Source organism: Micromonospora palomenae (assembly GCF_007829925.1).
In the GTDB taxonomy this organism is placed as follows: Bacteria; Actinomycetota; Actinomycetes; order Mycobacteriales; family Micromonosporaceae; genus Micromonospora; species Micromonospora purpureochromogenes.
In genome coordinates this window covers 1,323,949-1,345,624 of record NZ_VIXA01000002.1, presented here as the reverse complement: position 1 = coordinate 1,345,624, position 21,676 = coordinate 1,323,949, and the positions used below count along the sequence as shown (strand labels likewise).

The 21,676-nt window shown below is 73.3% G+C and carries 22 protein-coding genes and 1 tRNA gene; 10 read left to right on the top strand and 13 right to left on the bottom strand.

The genetic code is table 11. The features are described 5' to 3' along the window. Positions 1-46 precede the first annotated feature (46 nt). The gene (locus FHX75_RS17440) at positions 47-580 is read right to left on the bottom strand and encodes a YbhB/YbcL family Raf kinase inhibitor-like protein (protein ID WP_154941223.1); all 534 of its coding nucleotides are present in this window, start codon (positions 578-580) and stop codon (positions 47-49) included. Between the two features lie 126 nt (positions 581-706). On the opposite strand from FHX75_RS17440, the gene FHX75_RS17435 reads away from it, so the two are divergent. Continuing rightward, a complete protein-coding gene (locus FHX75_RS17435; RefSeq protein ID WP_154941222.1) occupies positions 707-1,156 on the top strand; it encodes a hypothetical protein in 450 nt (149 codons plus the stop codon). Further along, entirely contained in the window at positions 1,153-1,509 is a 357-nt protein-coding gene (locus tag FHX75_RS17430; RefSeq protein ID WP_170285389.1) for a DUF5615 family PIN-like protein, read from the top strand. The genes FHX75_RS17435 and FHX75_RS17430 overlap by 4 nt, the downstream gene beginning before the upstream one ends. 26 nt (positions 1,510-1,535) lie before the next feature. Here FHX75_RS17430 and FHX75_RS17425 read toward each other — a convergent pair whose 3' ends face one another. Then, entirely contained in the window at positions 1,536-2,435 is a 900-nt protein-coding gene (locus tag FHX75_RS17425) for a 2-hydroxyacid dehydrogenase (RefSeq protein WP_246158148.1), read from the bottom strand. Positions 2,436-2,818: 383 nt separating this feature from the next. Here FHX75_RS17425 and FHX75_RS17420 point away from each other — a divergent pair, with 383 nt between their 5' ends. Then, positions 2,819-4,318, top strand: coding sequence for a gamma-glutamylcyclotransferase family protein (locus FHX75_RS17420; RefSeq protein ID WP_170285388.1), 1,500 nt, complete (start codon positions 2,819-2,821; stop codon positions 4,316-4,318). Between the two features lie 96 nt (positions 4,319-4,414). On the opposite strand, the gene FHX75_RS17415 is transcribed toward FHX75_RS17420, so the two are convergent. Then, positions 4,415-4,501, bottom strand: a tRNA-Ser gene (locus FHX75_RS17415). A 95-nt stretch (positions 4,502-4,596) separates the two neighbouring features. Between FHX75_RS17415 and FHX75_RS17410 the strand changes: the two genes are divergently transcribed. Both FHX75_RS17410 and FHX75_RS17405 read left to right on the top strand, forming a co-directional pair. Then, positions 4,597-5,136, top strand: coding sequence for an AAA family ATPase (locus FHX75_RS17410; protein ID WP_154941219.1), 540 nt, complete (start codon positions 4,597-4,599; stop codon positions 5,134-5,136). A 9-nt stretch (positions 5,137-5,145) separates the two neighbouring features. Beyond that, a complete protein-coding gene (locus FHX75_RS17405; protein WP_154941218.1) occupies positions 5,146-6,123 on the top strand; it encodes an NAD(P)H-quinone oxidoreductase in 978 nt (325 codons plus the stop codon). On the opposite strand, the gene soxR is transcribed toward FHX75_RS17405, so the two are convergent. Further along, positions 6,110-6,574 (bottom strand): redox-sensitive transcriptional activator SoxR, encoded by a 465-nt coding sequence (gene soxR / locus FHX75_RS17400; protein ID WP_154941217.1) that lies wholly within the window; start codon positions 6,572-6,574, stop codon positions 6,110-6,112. The genes FHX75_RS17405 and soxR overlap by 14 nt on opposite strands. Positions 6,575-6,619: 45 nt before the next feature. Between soxR and FHX75_RS17395 the strand changes: the two genes are divergently transcribed. Both FHX75_RS17395 and FHX75_RS17390 read left to right on the top strand, forming a co-directional pair. Beyond that, positions 6,620-7,321, top strand: coding sequence for a transketolase (locus tag FHX75_RS17395; RefSeq protein WP_154941216.1), 702 nt, complete (start codon positions 6,620-6,622; stop codon positions 7,319-7,321). A 4-nt stretch (positions 7,322-7,325) separates the two neighbouring features. Then, the gene (locus FHX75_RS17390) at positions 7,326-8,219 is read left to right on the top strand and encodes a transketolase family protein (protein WP_154941215.1); all 894 of its coding nucleotides are present in this window, start codon (positions 7,326-7,328) and stop codon (positions 8,217-8,219) included. Here FHX75_RS17390 and FHX75_RS17385 read toward each other — a convergent pair. Beyond that, positions 8,205-8,912 carry a glycosyltransferase family 2 protein gene (locus FHX75_RS17385; RefSeq protein ID WP_154942013.1) on the bottom strand — a complete coding sequence of 236 codons (708 nt, stop codon included), beginning with the start codon at positions 8,910-8,912 and terminating at the stop codon, positions 8,205-8,207. The two genes, FHX75_RS17390 and FHX75_RS17385, sit on opposite strands and share 15 nt — an antisense overlap. A gap of 123 nt (positions 8,913-9,035) precedes the next feature. On the opposite strand from FHX75_RS17385, the gene FHX75_RS17380 reads away from it, so the two are divergent. Next, on the top strand, positions 9,036-11,342 hold the full coding sequence (locus tag FHX75_RS17380; protein WP_246158145.1) for a hypothetical protein: 2,307 nt from the start codon (positions 9,036-9,038) through the stop codon (positions 11,340-11,342). A 222-nt stretch (positions 11,343-11,564) separates the two neighbouring features. Then, complete coding sequence (locus FHX75_RS17375) at positions 11,565-13,160, top strand: ricin-type beta-trefoil lectin domain protein (protein WP_154941214.1); 1,596 nt, start codon at positions 11,565-11,567, stop codon at positions 13,158-13,160. A 52-nt stretch (positions 13,161-13,212) separates the two neighbouring features. On the opposite strand, the gene FHX75_RS17370 is transcribed toward FHX75_RS17375, so the two are convergent. The 8 genes from FHX75_RS17370 to FHX75_RS17335 all read right to left on the bottom strand — a co-directional run bounded on the left by FHX75_RS17370 (position 13,213) and on the right by FHX75_RS17335 (position 21,115). Then, the gene (locus FHX75_RS17370; protein WP_154941213.1) at positions 13,213-13,815 is read right to left on the bottom strand and encodes a hypothetical protein; all 603 of its coding nucleotides are present in this window, start codon (positions 13,813-13,815) and stop codon (positions 13,213-13,215) included. Positions 13,816-13,871: 56 nt separating this feature from the next. Continuing rightward, positions 13,872-15,350 carry a sensor histidine kinase gene (locus tag FHX75_RS17365; RefSeq protein ID WP_154941212.1) on the bottom strand — a complete coding sequence of 493 codons (1,479 nt, stop codon included), beginning with the start codon at positions 15,348-15,350 and terminating at the stop codon, positions 13,872-13,874. Next, positions 15,343-16,035 carry a response regulator transcription factor gene (locus tag FHX75_RS17360; protein WP_154941211.1) on the bottom strand — a complete coding sequence of 231 codons (693 nt, stop codon included), beginning with the start codon at positions 16,033-16,035 and terminating at the stop codon, positions 15,343-15,345. Before FHX75_RS17360 ends, FHX75_RS17365 begins: the two co-directional genes overlap by 8 nt. Positions 16,036-16,103: 68 nt before the next feature. Then, the gene (locus FHX75_RS17355) at positions 16,104-16,616 is read right to left on the bottom strand and encodes a hypothetical protein (protein WP_154941210.1); all 513 of its coding nucleotides are present in this window, start codon (positions 16,614-16,616) and stop codon (positions 16,104-16,106) included. Between the two features lie 121 nt (positions 16,617-16,737). Further along, on the bottom strand, positions 16,738-17,670 hold the full coding sequence (locus FHX75_RS17350) for a DUF1906 domain-containing protein (protein WP_154941209.1): 933 nt from the start codon (positions 17,668-17,670) through the stop codon (positions 16,738-16,740). A gap of 149 nt (positions 17,671-17,819) precedes the next feature. Then, on the bottom strand, positions 17,820-18,695 hold the full coding sequence (locus FHX75_RS17345) for a DUF1906 domain-containing protein (RefSeq protein ID WP_246158142.1): 876 nt from the start codon (positions 18,693-18,695) through the stop codon (positions 17,820-17,822). A 166-nt stretch (positions 18,696-18,861) separates the two neighbouring features. Next, positions 18,862-19,860 (bottom strand): phosphotransferase family protein, encoded by a 999-nt coding sequence (locus tag FHX75_RS17340; protein WP_154941208.1) that lies wholly within the window; start codon positions 19,858-19,860, stop codon positions 18,862-18,864. Positions 19,861-19,942: 82 nt separating this feature from the next. Continuing rightward, on the bottom strand, positions 19,943-21,115 hold the full coding sequence (locus FHX75_RS17335; protein ID WP_154941207.1) for a thiolase family protein: 1,173 nt from the start codon (positions 21,113-21,115) through the stop codon (positions 19,943-19,945). A gap of 101 nt (positions 21,116-21,216) precedes the next feature. On the opposite strand from FHX75_RS17335, the gene FHX75_RS17330 reads away from it, so the two are divergent. Next, positions 21,217-21,654, top strand: a complete 438-nt coding sequence (locus tag FHX75_RS17330; RefSeq protein WP_154941206.1) for a PH domain-containing protein — start codon at positions 21,217-21,219, stop codon at positions 21,652-21,654. Positions 21,655-21,676 lie beyond the last annotated feature (22 nt).

Genomic DNA, 21,676 nt, shown 5'->3' with positions numbered 1-21,676 from the left:
CACCGGTCGGGGGAGGCCACCATGTGCGGTCTCAGGCCCGCGCGGGTCACTCCTTGATCTGGTACGTCGGGCGGATGACCGCCCGGGCCAGGGTGTGGAAGGCCAGGTTGAAGCCGACGTAGGCGGGGCTGGCGGTGGGGCCGACGTCGAGGCGCTCGACGTCCAGCGCGTGCACCGCGAAGACGTACCGGTGCGGGCGGTCCCCGGGCGGCGGGGCGGCGCCGCCGTAGCCGGTGTCGCCGTAGTCGTTGCGGACGCTGAACGCGCCGCCGAGGTCGGCCTCCTTCGCCCCGGTGGGCAGCTCGGTCACCGACGCCGGCAGGTTCACCAGCACCCAGTGCCAGAAGCCGCTGCCGGTCGGGGCGTCCGGGTCGAAGCAGGTCACCACGAAGCTCTTCGTCTCGGCCGGGAAGTCCGACCAGGCCAGGTGCGGGGAGACGTTCTCGCCGCCGGCGCTGCCGTGCGCGTACCGCGCGTCCATCGGCTCGCCGTTGCGCACGTCGTCACTGGTCAGGTTGAACGACGACACGGTCGGCAGCAGCTCGTACGGGTCCGGGGCGATCGGTCGTTCCAGGGTCATCGGGGGTCCTTCCGGTGCGCGTGATGTCCTCCGCCCTTCTTACCCCGCCGCCGCGCTGGAACGAACCGAAAGCGACGCCACGTCCGGATCCCTCCGCGCACGGCAACCGGCGACTACACTGTAGTCATGAGTAGTCCCCGCTCGGTGCGCTTCGACGAGGCGGTGCTGGCCCGCCTCGACCGGTACGTCCGGGAACACCCCGGCTCCTCGTCCTCCTCGGTGGCCAACATGTTCGTCGACGAGTCGCTCCGCACGTACGAAAATCCCGGCGTGATCTTCCGGTCCGGCCCGGCGGGCCGGCGGGCGGCGCTGAACGGGGGCCCGGACGTCTGGGAGGTGATCGGCGCCCTGCACGCGGTGCGGGCGGAGGCACCCGAGCTCGAGGGCGAGGAGTTGGCGGCGGAGCTGACGGAGGTCACCGGGCTCGGTCGGGAGCAGATCGCGACGGCGCTGCGCTACTACGCCACCTACTCCACCGAGATCGACCAGCTCATCCGCGCCAACCACGAGGCCGCCGAGCGGGAGGAACGCCTGCGGCAGGCCGAGCAGAGCCTGCTGAAGCGCCGTGGCGCATGACCGCGCTCCTGCTCGACGAGATGTACCCGCCGGCGCTCGCGCGGCAGCTCCGGGAACGCGGGCACGACGTACTGGCGGCACTGGATCTGGAGGTGGGCCTGTCGTCGCGGTCCGACGAGGACGCGCTCGCCTGGGCGACCCGACACCAGCGCTGCGTGGTCACCGAGAACGTCCGCGACTTCGCCCGGCTCGCCCCGCAGATGCCGCACGCGGGGATCATCCTGGTCTCGGCCCGCCGCTTCCCTCGGACACGAAGCGGGCTCGCCAGGCTGCTCGACGCGTTGGACGGCGTCCTGGCGACGAAGTCAGTGCCGACGCCGGACTCGGTCGCGTGGCTCGGCAGCCCGGAGTGAGCGGCGACGAGACGTGAGGCGGAGGGTTACGGCCCGACAACGACGTTCGCGAGCGGCTCGCCCGCCGCGTACCGCCGGACCTGGTCGACCACCAGCCGGCGGGCCCGGGGCGCCAACGCGGCGGTCAGGCCGCCGACGTGCGGACTGATCAGGACGTTCGGTGCGGACCACAGCGGGTGGTCGGCGGGCAGCGGCTCGGGCTCGGTGACGTCCAGGGCGGCGTGCAGCCGGCCCGCGCTGAGCTCGGCGAGCAGCGCCTCGGTGTCCACCACCCGCCCCCGTGACACGTTCACCAGCAGGGCGCCGTCGGCCATCCCGGCGAGGAAATCCTTGTTCACCAGGCCCTCGGTCTCCGGGGTCAGCGGCGTGGCCAGGATGACGACATCCGCTCGCGGCAACAGCTCCGGAAGTTCGGAAACCGGCCGTACGCCGGGGCGGGCGCTGCGTGCCACCCGGCTGATCTCCACCTCGAACCCGGCGAGCCGGCGCTCGATCGCGGCGCCGATCGAGCCGTACCCGACGATCAGCACCCGGGCGTCAGCCAGCCCGGCCGACCAACCCGAGGCCCAGCGGCCCTCGCCCCCCGCCCGGACGAAGTCCGGCAGCCGGCGCCGGGCGGCGAGGGTGAGCGCCACGGCCAGCTCGGCGGTGGCCGCGTCGTGCACGCCCCGGCCGTTGGCCAGCGTCAGGCCGGGCCGCAGGTACGGCAGGACATGGTCGTAGCCGGCGGTCACGGTCTGCACCACTTTGAGCCGGGGCATCCGGGCGATCGGCTCGCAGAAGCGCGGATCGATGATCCCGTACGGAACCGCATAGAACTCGACATCGTCCAGATCTTCCGGGACGGGTTGAGTGCCGTCGTACAGCGCGACGTCCAGAGCGCCAAGCTCGGCCACTGCGTCGGGGTGAGAGATCAAGTAGCGCACGGCGACAATCATGCTCGATCGGGTCGAGCCAGCCATGCCCCGCACGCGCGCGACGTCGCTCGCCTTGAGCGCCGCCGCTCCGCTCCGACTCGCGAACGCCTACCTGTCAGCCGTGTTCGACCGGGGGGACGGGTGCAACCGGATCAACGACACCGGCCCCTTCCATGACACAAACGTGTGCGTGGGAATTCCACACGGTGGCCATTCGCGCCTTTTTCATCGAATGGGATTTGGCCCGCAATGCTTGATTCGAGATCAATTCGTGTTTGAAGTGGGCCGATACCATCCGCCACATGAGATTGCACAGGTACCGGGTCCATCCGCGGATCCGGACTTCCCTTGCGGTCCGGGTCGGTCGCCTCCGACTCCCCGCCATCGTCGCGGTGTACGCGCTGGCCTGCCTGTTCGCGGCATCGCTCCTGGCAGTCACGCTCGCGATGGTCAGTGCGAAGGGGGTGAATTTCGGGGCAGCCTTCCGCAGGGCGCTCGCCACGATCTTCTCCCCCGGGGAGATCCTCCTCGCGGACGGAGAATCCCCGGCCTACTACCTGTTCGGCGGGATCGCGTCCTTACTCGGCATCCTCTTTCCGATCTTTCTGCTGGGTGCCTTCGTGTTCAAATTGTTCCAGCAGGATCCCCTGGTCTGGCGCGAAACGGTGTCGCTGGAGCCACGGCCGAACAGGCCGCCCGTGCTGTGCTTCCGCTTCTACAACGGCACCACGTCCACTCTCAGCCGGATCAGCATCCAGGTGATCGCGCGGGTCCGCTCGACCGGCTCACCCGGCACGGTCAGCAACATGGAGCTGCACGTACGCACAGGCGACGGGGACCGGGAGGAGCCCGAAGCCTCCTGGCCGTACGCCCGAAGCGGCGTGCCCTTCACCATCACCGCCGCCCTCGGCGACGGACTGACCGCGCAGGAGACCAGCGAAGGCACGATGATCTGCCTTCCCGGCCGGGACGAGGCGGTGGACAAGCGCCGGGTGTCCTTCCTGCTGCTCGCCTCGGGCATCATGCTCGCCACGGGGAACAACTTCTTCAGCGCCCGGGAGTACAGGGCGAGCGAGGATCTGCTTTTGGGCCACTTCCAGGAGATCGGCACCGACTACCAGACCCCGCCGAAGACGTGGTCCGGGTGGCCCAACTTCGACGGCAACGGCGAGATCTACGTGTTCGGCTACGGCTCGCTGGTCAGCCCCGAATCGGTGGAGTTGACGCTGGGGCACGACGTGGATCGGGCGAGATTCAACTACGCGATCCTGGCCGGGTGGCGGCGGTCGTGGAACGTCGCCTCCGACAAAGGATCACATCCGGAGCGGACGTTCCGGCTCGCCGACGGCAGTGAGTACACCGGGGTGACGGTGGTGCTGGGTATCGAGGAGAGCCGCGCGGTGGCGGGATGCAACGGTTCGGTCTTCCCGGTCTCCCGCCAGGACCTCTCCCTGCTCGACGTGAGGGAGCGAAACTACGAGCGCCGAGAGGTCAGCAAGTCGGTGACCTGGGCGGGGAAGCCGGACGAGTGCACGGTCTACACGTACGTCCCGACCGCCGAGGCGACGGCGAAGCTCGCCGCCGCACAGGCCATCGGGCGGCCCATCAACATCCGTGCCGGCTACCTGGATCTGGTCCGCCGCGCCTACGAGCAGATCAACCAGTGGGCTAGCTACCAGCGGACGACGCCGCGCCCACCCTTCCCGGTGGACGAGATGGCGGTGGAGATCGACCCGGGGCTGGCCCCGCCGATCCAGCGGGCCATGAGCTCCTCGTACTTCGGCGATCCCCGAATGGCTCGCCCGGTGCCGGACGGTCGACCCGTGGCCGACGACACGGGCGTTGGCGGCCGCAATGAGAGCTATCCCGCCGGTCACCTCGACCAAGCCTGATCGGGCCCCGGTGGTACCGCCAGTCAACAACAGCAGCGAACAATCCGCCCCTGACCGGCGTTTGCGCTGGTCAGAGGGCATGTTGGCTGTTCGGGGCGGAGGGTGTGGGATTCGAACCCACGAGGACGTTGCCGCCCTACCGGTTTTCAAGACCAGCGCCATCGGCCACTAGGCGAACCCTCCCGGACCGTCACCCTCGGGTGTACGGCCGGTGCCTAGTTTGCCACGGACGCCGCACGCCGGAACCGGCCTCCCACCCCTATTGCGAGGATGCCCTGATGTGGGACACACCGACGATCGTGCTGATCACCGGGATCATGGCGGCCGGCAAGTCCACAGTGGCCGAGGAGCTGGCCCGACGCCTGCCCCGCTCGGTGCATGTACGTGGTGACCTCTTCCGGCGGATGGTGGTCAACGGTCGGGCGGAGATGACCGCCGAGCTCTCCGAGGAGGCGTGGCGTCAGCTCCGGCTCCGCTACGACCTCGCCGCGCAGACCGCCGACGGGTACGTCGAAGCCGGCTTCACCGTCGTACTCCAGGACGTGGTCGTCGGGCCGGAGCTGCCGGCGATGGTCGACCGGATCCGGCACCGGCCGCTGCTGGTGGTGGTGCTCGCCCCGCGACCCGAGGTGGTCGCCGCCCGCGAGCAGGCGCGACCCAAGACGGGGTACGGCGACTGGCCGGTGGTCGACTTCGACGCCGGGTTCCGGGCCGACACGCCGCGGATCGGGCTCTGGCTGGACACCTCGGAGCAGACCCCGGCGCAGACGGTGGACGAGATCCTGGGCCGGGCGTGGACCGAGGGGCGGATCGGGTAAGACTGGGCCATGCACGCGATCACGATTCCGGAACCCGGTGGACCCGAGGCACTCGTCTGGGCGGAGGTGCCCGACCCGGAGCCCGGCCCGGGGGAGGTGGTGGTCGACGTGCGGGCCAGCGCGGTGAACCGGGCCGACCTGCTGCAACGGCAGGGGCACTACCCGCCGCCGCCGGGCGCGCCCGCGTACCCGGGGCTGGAGTGCTCGGGGGTGGTCGGCGCAGTCGGCGCCGGCGTGACCGGGTGGGAGGTCGGCCAGGAGGTCTGCGCGCTGCTGGCCGGCGGCGGGTACGCGGAGCGGGTGGCCGTGCCGGCCGGGCAGCTGCTGCCGGTGCCGGCCGGTGTGGACCTGGTCGACGCGGCGGCGCTGCCGGAGGTGGCCTGCACGGTCTGGTCGAACGTGGTGCGGCTGGCCCGGCTCGGCAAGGGCGAGACGCTGCTGGTGCACGGCGGTGGCAGCGGGATCGGCACCTTCGCCGTCCAGCTCGGGGTGGCGCTCGGCGCGACCGTGGCGGTGACCGCCCGCGCGGCCAAGCACGACCGGCTGCGGGAGCTGGGCGCCGCGCACACGATCGACTACCGGGAGCAGGACTTCGTCGAGGAGGTCCGCCGGGCCACCGACGGTCGCGGCGCGGACGTCATCCTCGACATCATGGGTGCCTCCTACCTGAGCCGGAACGTGGCGGCGCTGGCCGACGGCGGTCGGCTGGTGGTGATCGGCATGCAGGGCGGCCGCAAGGCCGAGCTGGACCTGGGTGCGCTGCTGGCCAAGCGGGCCTCGGTGGCCGCGACCGCGCTGCGCTCCCGCCCGCTGGACGACAAGGCGGAGATCGTGCGGGGCGTCCGGGAGCAGGTCTGGCCGCTGGTGGAGGCCGGCACGATCCGGCCGATCGTGGACCGGCGGCTGCCGATGACCGAGGCGGCGCAGGCGCACCGGCTGGTCGAGTCGAACGACCACGTGGGCAAGGTGCTGCTCACGACGCCGTGACGGCACCGTTTCCCGTTCGGGGCAGCACCAGCCGGGCGCCGGGCCCCTCGCCGGCGAGCGAGTCGCCCGGGTTGTAGAGGCTGCAGCGCTGCAACGACAGGCAGCCGCAGCCGATGCAGCCGTCCAGGTCGTCGCGGAGCTTGCCGAGCAGTCGGATCTTCTCGTCCAGCCGCTCCCGCCAGACCCGGGACAGGGCGGCCCAGTCGTCGGGGGTCGGGTTACGGGAGGCGGGCAGCGAGTCGAGCGCCTCGCGGATCTCCTCCAGCGAGATGCCGACCTGCTGGGCGATCCGGACGAACGCCACCCGGCGCAGCTCCGTGCGCGGGTACCGGCGCTGGTTGCCGCCGGTGCGTTCGGCGCGGATCAGGCCGAGCCGTTCGTAGTAGCGCAGCGCGGACGGGGCCACGCCGCTGCGGGTGGAAAGCTGCCCGATGGTGAGTGATTCGTGCATCAGTCGCCTTGAGTTGAAGTTGACTTCAACTTGCAGGCTAGCCGCATGACCACCACGACCGCCACCGCCCCACCCGTACCGGGTCCGGTCGCCGCACCGCTGGAGCGGCTGCGCGCCGGCCGCGAGTTCGGCCCCAACGTCTACTCGACCGTCGACGTGCTCTGGGTGCTGTACGACCGGATCCTGCGGATCACCCCGCAGACCGTGGACGACCCGGAACGGGACCGCTTCCTGCTCTCCAAGGGGCACGCCGTCGCCGGCTACTACGCGGTGCTCGCCGCGAAGGGCTTCGTCCCGGCCGACTGGCTCGACGATCAGGGCGGCCCGGACAGCCGCCTCGGCGACCACCCGGACCGGCTGCTGGTGCCGGGCGTGGAGATCGGCTCCGGCTCACTCGGCCACGGCCTCGGGCTGGGCGTGGGCACCGCGCTGGGGCTGCGCGCCCAGGGTCGCACCGACCCCCGGGTGTACGTCCTGCTCGGCGACGCCGAACTGGACGAGGGCTCCAACCACGAGGCGATCGCGTACGCCGGAGCGACCGGGCTGGCCAACCTGACCGCGATCGTGTTGGACAACCGCTCCGCCAGCCACGGCTGGCCGGGCGGGGTGGCCAGCCGGTTCACCGTCAACGGGTGGGCCGCCGCCACCGTCGACGGACGCGACCACGACGCCCTGCACGTCGCCCTCACCGGGCACGACAAGCACCGGCCGCACGTCGTCGTCGCGGTCGTCGAGAACGGGGAATGAGAGCATGCGGGAAACCTTCGTCGCCAGCGCGACCGAACTGCTGGCGGATCCGCGTACCACCATCGTGCTGGCGGACATCTCGGCCGCCGCGTTCGCCCCGGCCGCCCGCCGGTATCCCGACCGGGTGCTCAACGTCGGGATCCGGGAGCAGTTGATGATGGGGGTGGCCGGCGGCCTGGCGCTGACCGGGCAACGCCCGATCGTGCACAGCTACGCCCCGTTCCTCGTCGAGCGGGCGTACGAGCAGATCAAGCTGGACCTCGACCACCAGGGGGTGGGCGCGGTGCTGGTCAGCGTCGGGGCGTCGTACGACCGGGCGGCGGCGGGCCGGACGCACCTCAGCCCGGCGGACGTCAGCCTGCTCGACACGCTGAACGGCTGGACCGTGCACGTGCCCGGCCACCCGGACGAGGTGCCGGGGCTGCTGCGCGACGTGGTGTGCGGGCAGGGCTCGGCGTACCTGCGGCTGTCGACGCAGCGCAACAGCCGCCCGTACGGCGGGGACGGCTCGCTGCGGGTGCTGCGGGACGCCGGGCCGGGCGCGGCGCTGCTGGTGGCCGTCGGGCCGGTGCTGGACGCGGCGCTCGCGGCGGTGACCGACCTGCCGGTGACGGTGGCCTACACCCACCGGCCGCGGCCGTTCGACACCGCCGGCCTGCGGGAGCTGGCCGGCACGGAGGTGATCCTGGTCGAGCCCTACCTGGCCGGCACCTCGGCCCGGGTGGTGTCGGAGGCGCTGGCCGACCGCCCGCACCGGCTGCTCAGCCTCGGCGTGGGCCGGTCGGACCTGCGGCGCTACGGCACGGCGGAGGACCACACCCGCTGGCACGGGCTGGACGCCGCCGGCCTGCGCCGGTCGGTCGACGGTTTCCTGCGGACGGCGTCAGCGCGGGGCTGAGCCGGCGGGACGGCGGCGGGTGCGCTCCCGGCCGAGGATCCAGAGCGCCTCGACGCCGTCCTTCCAGGTGATCTTCTTGCCCTCCTCGCGACCGCGCGCCCGGTAGCTGATCGGCACCTCGTACGGGCGGATGCGGCGGCGCAGCAGCTTGCCGGTCACCTCCGCCTCCATGCCGAAGCCGCGGGACCGGACGTCGAGGGAGCGGTAGAGCTCGACCGGCATCAGCTTGAAGCAGGTCTCCAGGTCGCCGATGTAGGAGTTGAACAGCACGTTGGCGGCCATCGTGACGCCCTTGTTGCCCATCACGTACCAGAAGCTGTAGGCGCTGTGGCTGCCGAAGGTGCGATTGCCGTAGACCACCGTGGCACGGCCGTCGAGGACCGGGTCGAGCAGGCGCGGGATGTCCTGCGGGTCGTACTCCAGGTCGGCGTCGAGGATGACCATGTATTCACCCTCGGCGCTGTCCACGGCCGTCTTGATGGCCGCGCCCTTGCCCGCGTTGCGCTGGTGGGTGATGACCCGCAGTCGGGCGTCGTCGGCCCGGCCGAGGATCTCACCGGTGCCGTCCCGGCTGCCGTCGTCGACCACGACCAGCTCGATCTCGCACGGGTAATCGACCGCCAATGCCTGCTTGAGGGCATCCGCGATGCGTTCTTCCTCGTTGTAGACCGGCATGAGGATCGAGAGCTTCACGGGGATCTCCACGGTGGCGACAGTAAGTCGGCCCTAGCCTAGCGTGGCTGCTCAGCGCCAGGGAGGCCGCCACCACGGCCAGGGGGCACCCACCCTTCAGGAACATGGTGTTAACTCTCGCCCATGTCGGCAGCCGGCTGGATGGTCGTAGTGGCGCCCGTCGCCGCGTTCGTGGTGCTCACCTCGGTGCTGTGGACCCGCCGCCCGGACGCGGTCGCCCCGCTGCGCCTGGCCGTGGTCCGCGCCGCGCTGCTGACCGGCGTCTTCGCCGTACTCACCGTGGAACTGCTGGGCGCGCTGAGCGCACTCACCCTGCCGGCCGTCGCCGCGGCCTGGCTGCTCTTCGTCGCCGCCACCGTGGCGGCGGCCCGCCCGTGGCAGCGCCGCGCGGCGGTGGCGTCCGCCGCGGTGGCGCCCGCCGCCCGGGCCGGGACGCTCGTCGGGGCGGCGACCGGCGCCCCGGCGACCGGCACCGGCCCGACCGCCACACCCGTCTCCCCCGCCGGCCCGTCCGACGCCGCCCCGCCCCCGGCGTCCGCGCCGGGCGGCCTCGCGTCGGCCCTGGCCGGCGTCCGGGCCCGGCTGGCCCACTTCCGGGGTACGGCGAGCCGGGGCGAGCGGCTGCTGGCCGGCACGGTCGGCGCGCTGGTGCTGGTGGAACTGCTCGTCGCGTTGCTGGCCGAGCCCAACAACTTCGACTCGCAGACCTACCACCTGCCGAAGGTGGAGCACTGGGTCGCCCAGGGCAGCCTGGACTTCTGGCCCACCGCGATCCACCGGCAGGTGACCATTCCGCCGGGCGCGGAGTACCTGCTGCTGCACCTGCGCCTGCTGACCGGCGGCGACGCGCTGCACAACCTGGTGCAGTGGGCCGCCGCGCTGGGCTGCCTGGTGGTGGCGACCCGGGTCGTCGCGCAGCTCGGCGGCGGGCGGCGGGCCCAGCTGCTCACCGCGTTCCTGCTGGCCACCACGCCGATGGTGGCGCTCCAGGCGACCAGCACCCAGACCGACCTGGTGGCCGCCGCCTGGGCCGGCTGCGCCGGGACGCTGGCGCTGGACGGGCTGCGCCGGCGCGCGGACATCGGGAGCCTGCTGGCGCTCGGCGCGGCCACCGGCCTGACCGCGCTGACCAAGACCAGCGGCCTGCTCGCGGTCGGGCCGCTGCTGGTGCTCTGGGGAGTCGCCCAGCTCCGGCTGGCGTTCCGCCCGGCGTCGGCGGAGGTGGGTCCAGGTTCGGCGACGGGCGGCGCGCGCTCGCCGTCGACCAGCCCGGTGCCGGCGGGATCGGGCCTGGCGGGCTCGACGCCGACGGCCTCGGCGCCAGCCGGTGCGGGGTCTGCCGGGCAGGGTCGTGGCGCCGCCGGGGTGGTGCGGACGGTCGCCGGATCGCTGCTGGTGCTGCTGGTGGCCGCGGCGGTGGTGGGCCCGTTCCTGGCCCGGGTGACCGCCGAGTTCGGCCACCCGCTCGGCCCGCCCCGGCTCCGCGAGTCCATCCCGATGGAACGGCACGACCCGGCGTCGATCCTGGTCAACGCGCTGCGGATCGGCCACACCGCGTTCGACACCCCGCTCGCGCCGCTGCGCGCCGGCACGGCCGGGGCGATCAAGGACGGCTCGCGGGCGATCGGCGTCGACCCGCAGGACCGCGCGATCACCTTCGGGCGGGAGGTGTTCCCGGTGCCGGCCTGGTACCCGGACGAGGACCGGGTGGCGTTCCCGCTGGCCGGCACGCTGGCGCTGCTGGGGGCGGTGTTCGCGCTGGCCCGGCCGGCCCGGATCACCCCGACCGGGCCGGCGGCCCTGCGGGCGTACGCGGTCGCGGTGGTGGTGGCCGTCGGGCTGCACACCGCGACGATCAAGTGGCAGCCCTGGGGGAACCGGCTGCTGCTCTACGCGCTGGTGGCCGCCGTGCCGCTGGCCGGGCTCTGGCTGGACGCGCTGCTGCGGCGCCGGCTCGGGCCTGGGCGTCGGTCGGTGGCGGCCGGGCTGGTGGTGAGCATGCTGGCCGCCTCCGCGCTGGCCGGCGTGCTGGCCCTGTCGTACGGCTTCCCGCGCCGGTTGGTCGGCGCCGGCTCGGTCTTCACCACCTCCGAGTGGGACACCCGCTTCCTGCGCCGGCCGCAGTGGGCCGAGGAGTTCCGCTGGGCCGCGGCGGCGGTACGGGCGAGCGACGCCCGCCGGATCGGCCTGGTGCAGCAGAACGACAACTGGGAGTACCCCTGGTGGCTGCTGCTCCGCGACGAGGCGGGCCGCTCGCCGGAGCTGATGGCGTTGCAGTCGGTGCTGCCGGAGCGGCCGCCGGCCGACCCGGCCTCGATGGACGCGATCGTCTGCACCGGCAGCCGTACGGCGTGCGCCAAGCTGGTGCCGGCGGGCTGGACGCTGGAGTTCCGCGACTACGTCGGCTACGCCCTGCCGCCCGGCCGCTGACCGCCCCACCACCGCGTCCCGCCCACCCCCCCGTGCCGCTGTGCGGCGTGTCGGGCTGTCCGACGGCCGGGAATCCCCGACCCGCCGCAAAGGGGGAGCAGGCGGCACCCGCCGCGCAGATGGCGGAAACCTTTCCGAGACATATTCACATCCGTGCATCCCGCGCGTTACCGTCCGGTAACTCGATCGACATCCCACGATCGAGCCGAAAGGAGTGCGTCGATGCTTGGCACCCCCACCAGGCGCGCACCGGGGATCCGACGGGCACTGACCGTCGTCTCCGCCGCCGCGCTCGTCCTGCCCCTGCTCCTCGGGCCGGCCTCCCCCGCAGCCGCCGCCGACCGCCCGACCGTCCAGCCACTCCCGACGAACCTCGAAGCGATCCGCGCCGCCGAGGCCACCGCGCTCTACGGCGCACCGGCGATCCGCCCGCTGGAGCAGCGCCGCACCGCCCTGGTCACCATGGGCGACAGCGAGATCTCCGGCGAGGGTGTGGGCAACTACGTGCCCGGCACCCACCAGAACGGCAACTGGTGCGACCGCTCCTACGACCAGGCGGTGTTCCGCACCGGCATAGCCGCCGACGAGAAGTACAACATCGCCTGCTCCGGAGCCACCCCGTGGAACCTGATCCGGGGCGGGCCCACCCAGCACAACGAGCTCAACCAGGGCGACTACCTGGCCATCAAGGCGCGCAACACGCACGTCAGGCTGATCTGGGTGGTGGTCGGCGCGAACGGCGACGGCACGATCCAGTTCGGTCCGGTGGCCACCGACTGCACCATCCGCCGGGTCTTCTTCCAAGGCCCCTGCTACCCGACCTACACCGACCAGTGGACCATCCGCACCGACGGCAGCCGGCGGGCCGTCGAGGACGCGCTCACCGACATCCGGCGGACCATGACCGACGCCGGCTACCTGGGGTCGGACTACGAGCTGGTGCTGATGTCGTACCCCAGCCCGGGCAGCCCGGACGTGGAGGACAACCCGAACTTCCCCGGGTGGTACGCGGGCGGCTGCCTGCTCTACCTGGCCGACGCCGCGTTCGCGCGGAACAAGGCGGTGCCGCTGTTCGAGTCGGCGCTGCGGGCGGCGGCCACCAACACCGGCACCCGCTACCTCGACGCCAGCCGGCTCTTCCACGGCCACGAGGTCTGCACCGACAACACCTCGGTCCGCGGCCTCTACATCGAGGTGGGGATCTGGGACGAGAACGCCGCCCGGCAGTCGTTCCACCCCAACATCCGCGGGCACGGCATGTTCGCCCAGTGCATCACCCAGTTCTGGAACGCAGGCCTCCAGCGGGCCACCTGCGTCGACCCGGCCAGCACCGGCACGGGCGTGCTCCGGCCCGGGCTGCTGGAGTTCAAGCAGCTGCGCAACGCCGCCACCGGCACCTGCGTGGACGGCAGGGGGTACGACTCGCGCAACGGCACCGTCCAGCAGTCGTACGCCTGCCACGGCGGCCGTAACCAGGGCTTCTGGTACGACTCGGCCCGCCAGTCGCTGCACTCGGAGCTGTCGCACGACCGCTGCCTGGACGTGGCGGGCGGCTCGCTGACCGCCGGCACGGCGGTCAACATCCACGACTGCCACGGTGGTGCCAACCAGAAGTTCGTCTTCGCCGGCAACCAGCTCAAGCCGGCCGGCGCGACCAACCTCTGCGTGGCGTTCGACAACCCGTGGCTGGGCACCCCGCGGCTGCGGCTGGCCGGCTGCTCCACCAGCAGCCGGCAGCAGTGGTCCTTCGAGTCCCGGTCGTTCGCCAACCCCGTCGGGTACGGGCACGACGACTTCATCGGGTCCCGGGTCTACTGACCGCGGAGCCGGCGCGGTGGTCCGCGCCGGCTCCGTCCCGGGTCTGCCCGGACTACTGCTGCTTGAACGGCACCACGATCAGGCGGGCGACGGTGGCGTCGCCGTCCTTGGCGCCGGCGACCCCGATCCTCGTGCCGACCTTGACGTCGCTCGACTGGATCGTCGTCCGCCGCTCGATCACCCGGAGCTTGTCGCCGAAGGTCCAGGTCAGGGTGAAGCCGTCGGTGGACTTGACGGTCACCGAGTCACCGTCGACCGCGGTGACCTCGCCGCGCTGCACCACGACGGTCTTGGTGCCGCCGTCCTTGGTCTGCACGACGGCCTCGCCGTGCAGGGTGTTCTTCCGCAGCAGCACCCGGGCCTGGCGACGCTTGCGCCACTCCTCGGCCCGCTCACCGCGCTTGCCCTTCGGGCCGGCCTCCGGCTCGGCCGATCCGGAGGCCGACGGCGCGGGAGCGGCCACCAGCTCCAGCTCGGTCGGGTCGAAGCCCATGGCGGCGAGCGCCTGTCCCTCCACGCCCATCGCCGCGGCGACGTCGACCGCGGCCTGCTGCGCCGTACCGTCGGCGACCTGGGCCGGGCCGCAGCCGGTGAGGCCCAGCGCGACCGCCGCGAGCAGCGACGTGGTGGCGACGGCAAATCCCTGACGTGCCATGACACTCCCTCTCGTCCGTGGTGCTTCCAGCGTCGCGCGGCCCGATGGGCGCCGCGTCAGGCCGATGTTCGGGTCAGGTAAGGATGGGCGGGCAGCCGGACGGTGAACGCCGCCCCGCCCTCGGCGGCGTGCCCGGCGGCGATCTCCCCGCCCAGCCGGCGGACCAGGCCGGCGGCGAGCGCCAGCCCGAGTCCGCTGCCCACCTTGCGCACCCCCCGGTAGCGCTCGTGCAGCGCCCCGCGCTCGAAGGCCACCGCCAGGTCGTCGTCGGTGAAGCCGGGCCCGCCGTCGCGGACCTCCACCACCCCGCCGGCCGCCGGGTCCGCGCCCGCCGGCCGGACCGCGAGCACCACCGGCGCCCCCGGGGGTACGACCCGCAGCGCGTTCTCCAGCAGCCCGTCCACCACCTGCCGGATGCGTCCCGGATCGGTGTACGCGGGCACCGGCGTCTCCGGCGCCTCCAGCCGGAACGGCACCCCGACCGCCGCGCACCGGTCCGACCAGGTGCGCTCGGCGTCGACGGCCAACCGGGTGAGGTCGACCGGGACCGGTTCCAGCGGGAAGTCCGCCGCCTCCAGCCGGGCCAGCGCCAGCAGGTCGCTGACCAGCCGGTCCAGGTGCTCCGCCTCGGCGAGCATGGTCCGCCCGGTGCCCGGCGCCTCGTCCGCGTCGATCACCCCGTCGGCCAGCGCCTCGGCCCAGCCCCGGATCGCGGTCAACGGGGTGCGCAGCTCGTGCGAGACGGAGAGCAGGAACTCCCGTTGCCGTCCCTCGCTGGTGGCCAGCGCGGCGGCCAGCCCGTTCAGCGCGTACGCCAGGTCGGCCACCTCGTCCGGCGGCTCCACCGGTACGCGTACCGCCCGGTCGCCGGCGCGCAGCCGGGCGGCGGCGTCGGCGGCGTGCCGGATCGGCCGGGCCAGCCGGCGGGCGAGGAGCAGTCCGGCGGCGACCCCGGCGGCGAGCCCGGCGAGCAGCGGCAGCCAGAGACTGCGCAGCACTTCCCGCCAGGGGCCGCTGGTCGTGGCGCGGGTCAGCACCACGCCGTCCCCGTCGGGCAGGGCCCGCCCCTCCACCAGGGCACGCCGGCCGTCGACCAGCCGCCGACCGGAGACGTCCTTGCCGGCGGAGATCCGGTTCACCACCTGCCGGGGCAGCCCGGGGCGGTCGGCCGTGCCGGCGCGCACGACGTACACCTCGATCTCCTGCTGGCGGAGCTGGCGGATCAGCCGGTCGCTCGCGGCGTCCCGCTGCCGCACCGGGCGTACCCGCAGCACGTCGGCGGCGAGGCGGGCCTGCGCGGCGAGCGCCGCCTGGTCGCGGCGCTCGGCGCCGCGTACCGCGAGGGGGACCGCGACCAGGGCGGTGACCAGCACGGAGACCAGCGCCACCGCGCAGGTGACCAGGACCGCGCGAGCGGTGAGGGTGTCGGTGAGCCGGCGACGCCGGGGCGCGGGTGCGGGCCGGGGCCCGAGCACCGGCAGCGCGACGGTGGGCTCGTGCGGCCGGTCGGGGCGCGGTCGGCCGGGGTCAGCCATCGGCCGCGTACCCGACGCCGCGGTGGGTGCGGATCACACTGGCCCCGCCGAGCTTGGCCCGGACCTGCGCCACGTGCACGTCGACGGTGCGGGTGCCGGCGTGCGCCGCGTACCCCCAGACCCCGGCCAGCAGCTCCTCCCGGGTGAAGACCCGACCCGGTCGAGCCATCAGGTGAGCGAGCAGGTCGAACTCGGTGGACGTGAGCTGGACCGGGGCGCCGCCGGCGGTGACCGTGCGGCGGGCCGGGTCGAGGGTGACCGCGCCGACCGTCCGGGCGCGCTCCACCCCCTCGGGCGCGCCGGCCGTGCGGCGCAGCACCGCGCGGACCCGGGCGACGAGTTCGCGGGGACTGAACGGCTTGGTGACGTAGTCGTCCGCGCCGAGTTCCAGCCCGACGATCCGGTCGACCTCGTCGTCGCGGGCGGTGAGGAAGATGACGGGCGTCCAGTCGCCGGCCTCGCGCAGCCGGCGGCAGATCTCCGTGCCGGCCAGGCCGGGCAGCGTGATGTCGAGTACGCAGGCCACCGGGCGCAGCCGGCGGGCGGCGGCCAGGCCGGCCGTGCCGTCCCGTTCCAGGTGTACGCCGAAGCCGTCCCGGGCCAGGTAGAGCCGGACCAGGTCGGCGATGGCCGGCTCGTCCTCCACCACGAGGACGAGTCCGCGCTGCGGGGCGTCGACGGTCACCGGCCCATGATGACCGACCGGCGGTCACCGGCGACGTACGGCTGTGTTCGGGTCAGGTAAGGATGCGGTCAGCGGGCCGGTACGGGCCGCAGCGCCGGACCACCGGCGGTGGCGGGCGCCTCGCCGATGGTGGCGACGACCCGCTCCTTCGGCGTGCGCAGCCGGGTACGGAACGCGTGGTTGAGCAGCGTGTCGAGCTGCCACACCTGCTTCGGGTGCTGGGTGTGGATCACGAACCGCTCGCGGACGCCGTCGATCGCGGTGGCGGCCAGGTCGACCGACTGCGAGCGCGGGTCCGGGCTCCAGGTGACGTTGCTCAGCTCGCGCAGCTCGGTGTTGAGGTGCAGGCGGAGCCGGTGCAGCACCCGGGTCTGCTGGGTGACCACCATCCGGCGGTGGGTGAGCAGGAGAAGGTATTCGCCGGCCACCGGCCGGTCGGGGCGACCGCACCGGGCGACCAGGATGGTGGCGTCGCCGGAGCCCACGCACTGCCGGAAGATCGGCATGTGCCGGCTCACGGTCTGGACCGCCAGGCCGGTCTCGGCGGCGGCCGGGAGGAACGTTCGGGAGAAGACGTCCATGACCTGCCCAACGAGCCTTGACCTGGGGTGATGTGGGTCACTGCCGACTTTTGGAAGTTCCACGACCCCCTGTCGCACCGCCTGTCCGTCATCGGAGCGACAAACGCGAGAACGGCTCGGGTCAGCGGGTCGAGCGGGTCGTACGGAACGGACCGAACCCGGCGGCGCGGGAACTGGGCCGGGTCGGCGTCACCGTCGCCGACCGGTACCGGGTCATCGGCACCTCGAGGTCGAGGTAGTTGCTGTCGATGTTGAGCCGGACGCCGCCCCAGGTCTCGTGGTGGTCGCCCTGGTACTGCTTCATCCGCCGCTTCGGCACCCAGTAGTTCGCCGGGATGGTCGGGTCCGACGTCGTCTGCACGCCGTCCCAGTTGGCGAAGTCCACCACGTCCGGTCGGATGTGACCGGGCTGGGCGTAGGCGCCGACGTGGTCCTGGAGACCGGCGGACCGGGTGTTGGTGTAGAGGCCGGACAGGTAGCCGTGGTCGTGCAGGCGGGCGGTCCACGCGCTGCTGAACTTCAGGACCGCGGTCGAGCAGGCGGCGTCGCCCGCGGGGTAGCGCTCCATGTCCAGGATGATCGTGCTCTGCACCGGGAGGCCGAGGCCCCGGGCCTTGGTCACCGCGTCGTCGGCCGCCGCCCGCCCCTGCGCCGCCGCCTGCGCCGGGTCGATCCGCCGCTGGTACGTCGAGCACGGCGCCTGGAGGCCGACGTAGAGCGGGAAGAACCGCCAGCCCTTGGCCTGCTGGTTGGCCACCCACTCCTTGGTGAGGTTCGCCTGCGCGCAACCCCGGTTGACCCCACCGATGTAGATCCCGATCGCCCGGTACGGCGACTGGAGCCAGGCCGTCATCTGGGCGCCGGAGGGCGCGGCGCAGGTGTCGAAGCCCAGCCCGGTGAAATTCCCCGGGTGCGGCCCGGTGTAGCCGGCGGCCCGAGCCGGGCGGTCGGTGACGGCGACCCCGGCGGTGGCGAGGAGCATCCCGGCCACGGCGGCGGTCAGCAGCCGGCGCGCGGCCCGCCGCAGACCCGACGGCGCGGAGGTGATCGTCACGGGTTCCCCGTTCTGATGAGGGTCGTCGGACGGCGGAGCGGGCGTGGACACGCGCTCGGCACCGACCGGGGGGATCCTGCCCGGCCGCCGCCGGGCTGTCCACCCCGGTCGGCGTCCGCTCCGTCGTCGGGTGGCTGGAAGGGCTCGGGTCAGCGGGTCGGCCTCACCACAGCGGACCGGTACCGCGTCGGCGGCAGCTCCAGGTCGAGGTAGTTGCTGTCGATGTTGATCGTGACGCCGCCCCACGTCTCGTCGTGGTCGCCCTGGTACTGCTTCATCCGCCGCTTCACCCAGTACGTCGCCGGGATAATGGGCTCAGCCACCGTCTTCACGCCGTCCCAGTTGGCGAAGTCCAGCAGGTCGGGAGACACGTGTCCCGGCTTCCCGTAGGCGGCCACGTGGTCCTGGAGACCGCCCCCGCCGCTGCTGGTGTAGAGACCGGAGAGGTAGCCGTGGTCGTGCAGGCGGGCGCTCCACGCGCTGCTGAACGAGAGCACCGCGGCCGAGCAGGCGGCGTCGCCCGCGTTGTAGTACTCGATGTCCAGGATGATGGTGCTCTGCAGGACGATGCCGAGGTTGCGGGCGTTCGTCGCCGCGTCGTCGGCCGCCGCCCGACCCTGGGCCGCCGCCTGCGCCGGGTCGATCCGCCGCAGGTAGGTCGTGCAGGGCGCCTGGAGGCCGACGTAGAGCGGGAAGAGCCGCCAGCCCTTCGCCTGCTGGCTCGCCACCCACTCCCGGGTCAGGTTGGGCTGGGCGCAGCCCCGGTTGACCCCGCCGATGTAGACGCCGACCGCTCGGTACGGCGACTGCAGCCAGGCGGTCATCTGGGCGTCCGACGGCGCGGTGCAGGCGTCGAAGCCCAGCCCGGTGAAGGTGCCCGGGTGCGGTCCGGTGTAGCCGGCGGCCTGCGCCGGCTCGCTCGGTGCGGCGACCGCCGCGGTCGCGAGAAGCATCCCGGCCACGGCGGTGGTGAGCACCCGGCGGGCGGCCCGACGCAGACCCGACGGAATGGAGGTGATCGTCACGGATTCCCCGTTCTGGTGAAGGTCGTCGGACGGCGGAGCGGGCGTGGACACGCGCTCAACACCGACCGGGGGAATCCTGCCTGGCACACGGGCGTGCTGTCCACCCCGTCGGCGTCCATTTCGGAGCCTGCCGGGAGATCAGATCCGCGCGCCGGGCAGCGGACGGTCAGACCGGCAGCGGGGCGAACAGCTCCCCGAGCCAGCCGGGCACCGCCTCGGCGTACTCGGCGCGGGCCGGGTCGGGGGTGACGAGAGCGCGCTGCCAGGACAGCGCCCGGCTGACCGTGGTCACCCGCATCGCCAGCTCGGCGGCCTCGCGCAGCGCGGCCCGGTCGTACCGGTCGGTCCACGCCTCCAGGTACGCGTCGCGCAGCCGCAGCAGCGCCGGGTCGTCAGCGGACAGTTCGCCGGCGTACGCCACGGAGCGCAGCGTCACCAGCAGCGTGCCGAAGGGGTGGGCGACGGAGGCGTCCCCCCAGTCGAAGAAGCGGTACCCGTCGGCGGCGACGAAGACGTTGCCGTCGTGCAGGTCGTCGTGCTGGATGCTCGCCGGCATCCCGAAGTCCGCCAGCCGCCCGCAGAGCGCCTCGAACTCCCCCCGGTACGCCCGCAGCCGCTGGTGCAGTTCCGGGTCCATCCCGTTCTCCGCGCCGAGCAGCAGCGCCTCCTCGTCGTCCAGCAGCACCTCGAACCGTTCCGGCAGCCCCGCCGGCCGGTGGTCGGGCACCCCGAGGGCGAGCAGCCGCTGCGCGTGCGGCGCGACGGTGAGCTGGAGGGCCGCGTACCCGGGCAGCAGCCGCTCCCAGCGGGACAGGTCCGGCTCGGCGGCGAGCGTGTCCCGCAGGCTCGGGCCGCCGTCGGGCAGCAGGGACCAGCCGCGCCCGGTGTCCACGGCGATCGGGTGCAGCACCCGGTCCGGGGTGAGCCGGGCCAGCTCGGCCAGGAGCCCGGCCTCGTGCCCGGTGCCCGGGTTGTTGGCCTTGAACCAGACGTCCCCGCTGTCGGTGGGCACCCGCCAGACCAGCGACCAGGGCCGCACCCGGGGTTCGACCGGGCCGGTCACCCGACGACCGCTCCGGCCGAGCCGGTCGGCCACCCACTCCAGGGCGGTCGCCTGCCAGTGCGGGTCGGCCCAGTCGGTCCGCGGCGTCGAGGTCTCGGTCACGCCGCGCAATCTAGGCCGTCGCCGGTGGCGGAGTCACGCGTATTCCGCCCGCCCCGGCGACGACCCGTCGTGGTCGTGTCCGTCAGAGCAGCTCGACGATGGTGGCGTTGGCCATGCCGCCGCCCTCGCACATGGTCTGCAGGCCGTACCGGATGCCGTTGTCGCGCATGTGCTGGAGCATGGTGGTCATGATCCGGGCGCCGCTGGCGCCGAGCGGGTGGCCGAGGGCGATCGCGCCACCGCGCGGGTTGAGCCGGTCCGGGTCCGCCTCGGTCTCGGCCAGCCAGGCCAGCGGCACCGGGGCGAACGCCTCGTTCACCTCGTACACGCCGATCTCCTCGATGCCCAGCCCCGCGCGGCGCAGCGCCTTCGCGGTGGCCGGGATCGGCGCGGTGAGCATGGTGACCGGGTCGTCGGCGGCGACCACTGCGGTGTGGATGCGGGCCAGCGGTCGCAGGCCGTGCCGGCTGGCCCACTCGCTGGTGGTGACGGCGAGCGCGGCCGCGCCGTCGGAGATCTGCGACGCGGACCCGGCGGTGACCACGCCGTCGGCGCGGAACGGGGTCTTCAGCTCGCCGAGCTTCTCCAGTGAGGTGTCCCGGCGGATGCCCTCGTCGGCGGCGAACTTGCCGCCGTCGGCCAGCGCCACCGGGGCCAGCTCGGGGTCGAACGCGCCGGCGTCCTGCGCGGCGGCCGCCTTCTCGTGGCTGGCCAGCGCGAACTCGTCGAGCTGGGTACGGGAGAAGCGCCAGCGCGCGGCGATCAGCTCGGCGCCCACGCCCTGGTTGAACGGCAGCGGCTCGTCCTGGGCGAAGCCCTCGACGCCCCGGTAGCGGTCGCGGAGCTGGTCGCTGAACGGAATCCCGCCGGCCACGCTGGAGCCCATCGGCACCCGGGTCATCGACTCGACGCCACCGGCGACCACCAGATCGGCCTGGCCGGAGGCGACCGCCGCGGCGGCGAAATGCAGCGCCTGCTGGCTGGACCCGCACTGCCGGTCGACGGTGGTGCCGGGGACCGACTCGGGCCAGCCGGCGGCGAGCACGCCGTTGCGGGCGATGTTCCAGGACTGCTCGCCGACCTGGGACACGCAACCCCAGACCACGTCGTCGACCTGGCCGGGCTCGATGCCGGTGCGCTCGGCGAGCGCGCGCAGCACGTGCGCCGAGAGGTCGACCGGGTGCACGGCGGACAGGCTGCCCTTGCGCCGCCCCACCGGGGTGCGTACCGCGCCGACAATGACTGCGTCACTCATATCTACTCCCCGGTAACCTGGCTGCCGTCGATACTACGTCCTCCGGGAGCCGGTGTCGTCCGCCCCCGACAGTGGCCGCGTCCGGCTGGCATGCTGGACCCGTGCAGCCTCCATCGTCCCCATCCCACCAGTGGCGGGTGCCGCCGGCCCTGCCGGTGGTGAAGCTGGTCGGCGCGGTGCTGCTGGTCGCGCTCGGCCTGCTGCTCTCCGACGGGGACCGGGTCCAGGCGGTGCTGACCGTCGCGGTCGCCGTCGGCCTGGTCGGCTGGGCGCTGCGCGACCTGCTCGCCCCGGTCCGCCTCGCCGCCGACCCGGCCGGGGTCACCGTAATCCACGGGTACGCCGGCCGGCGGCACCTGCCCTGGCCGGCCGTCGAGGCGATCACGGTGGATCGGCGGTCCCGCCTCGGGCTCTCCACCGAGACCCTGGAGATCGACGCCGGGGAGTCGCTGCACCTCTTCGGCCGGTACGACCTGGGCGCCCCGCCCGACGAGGTGGCCGGGACGCTCCGGTCGGTCCGGGCCGCCGCCCGCCACTGAGCAGCGGCTCAGCCGATGAGCA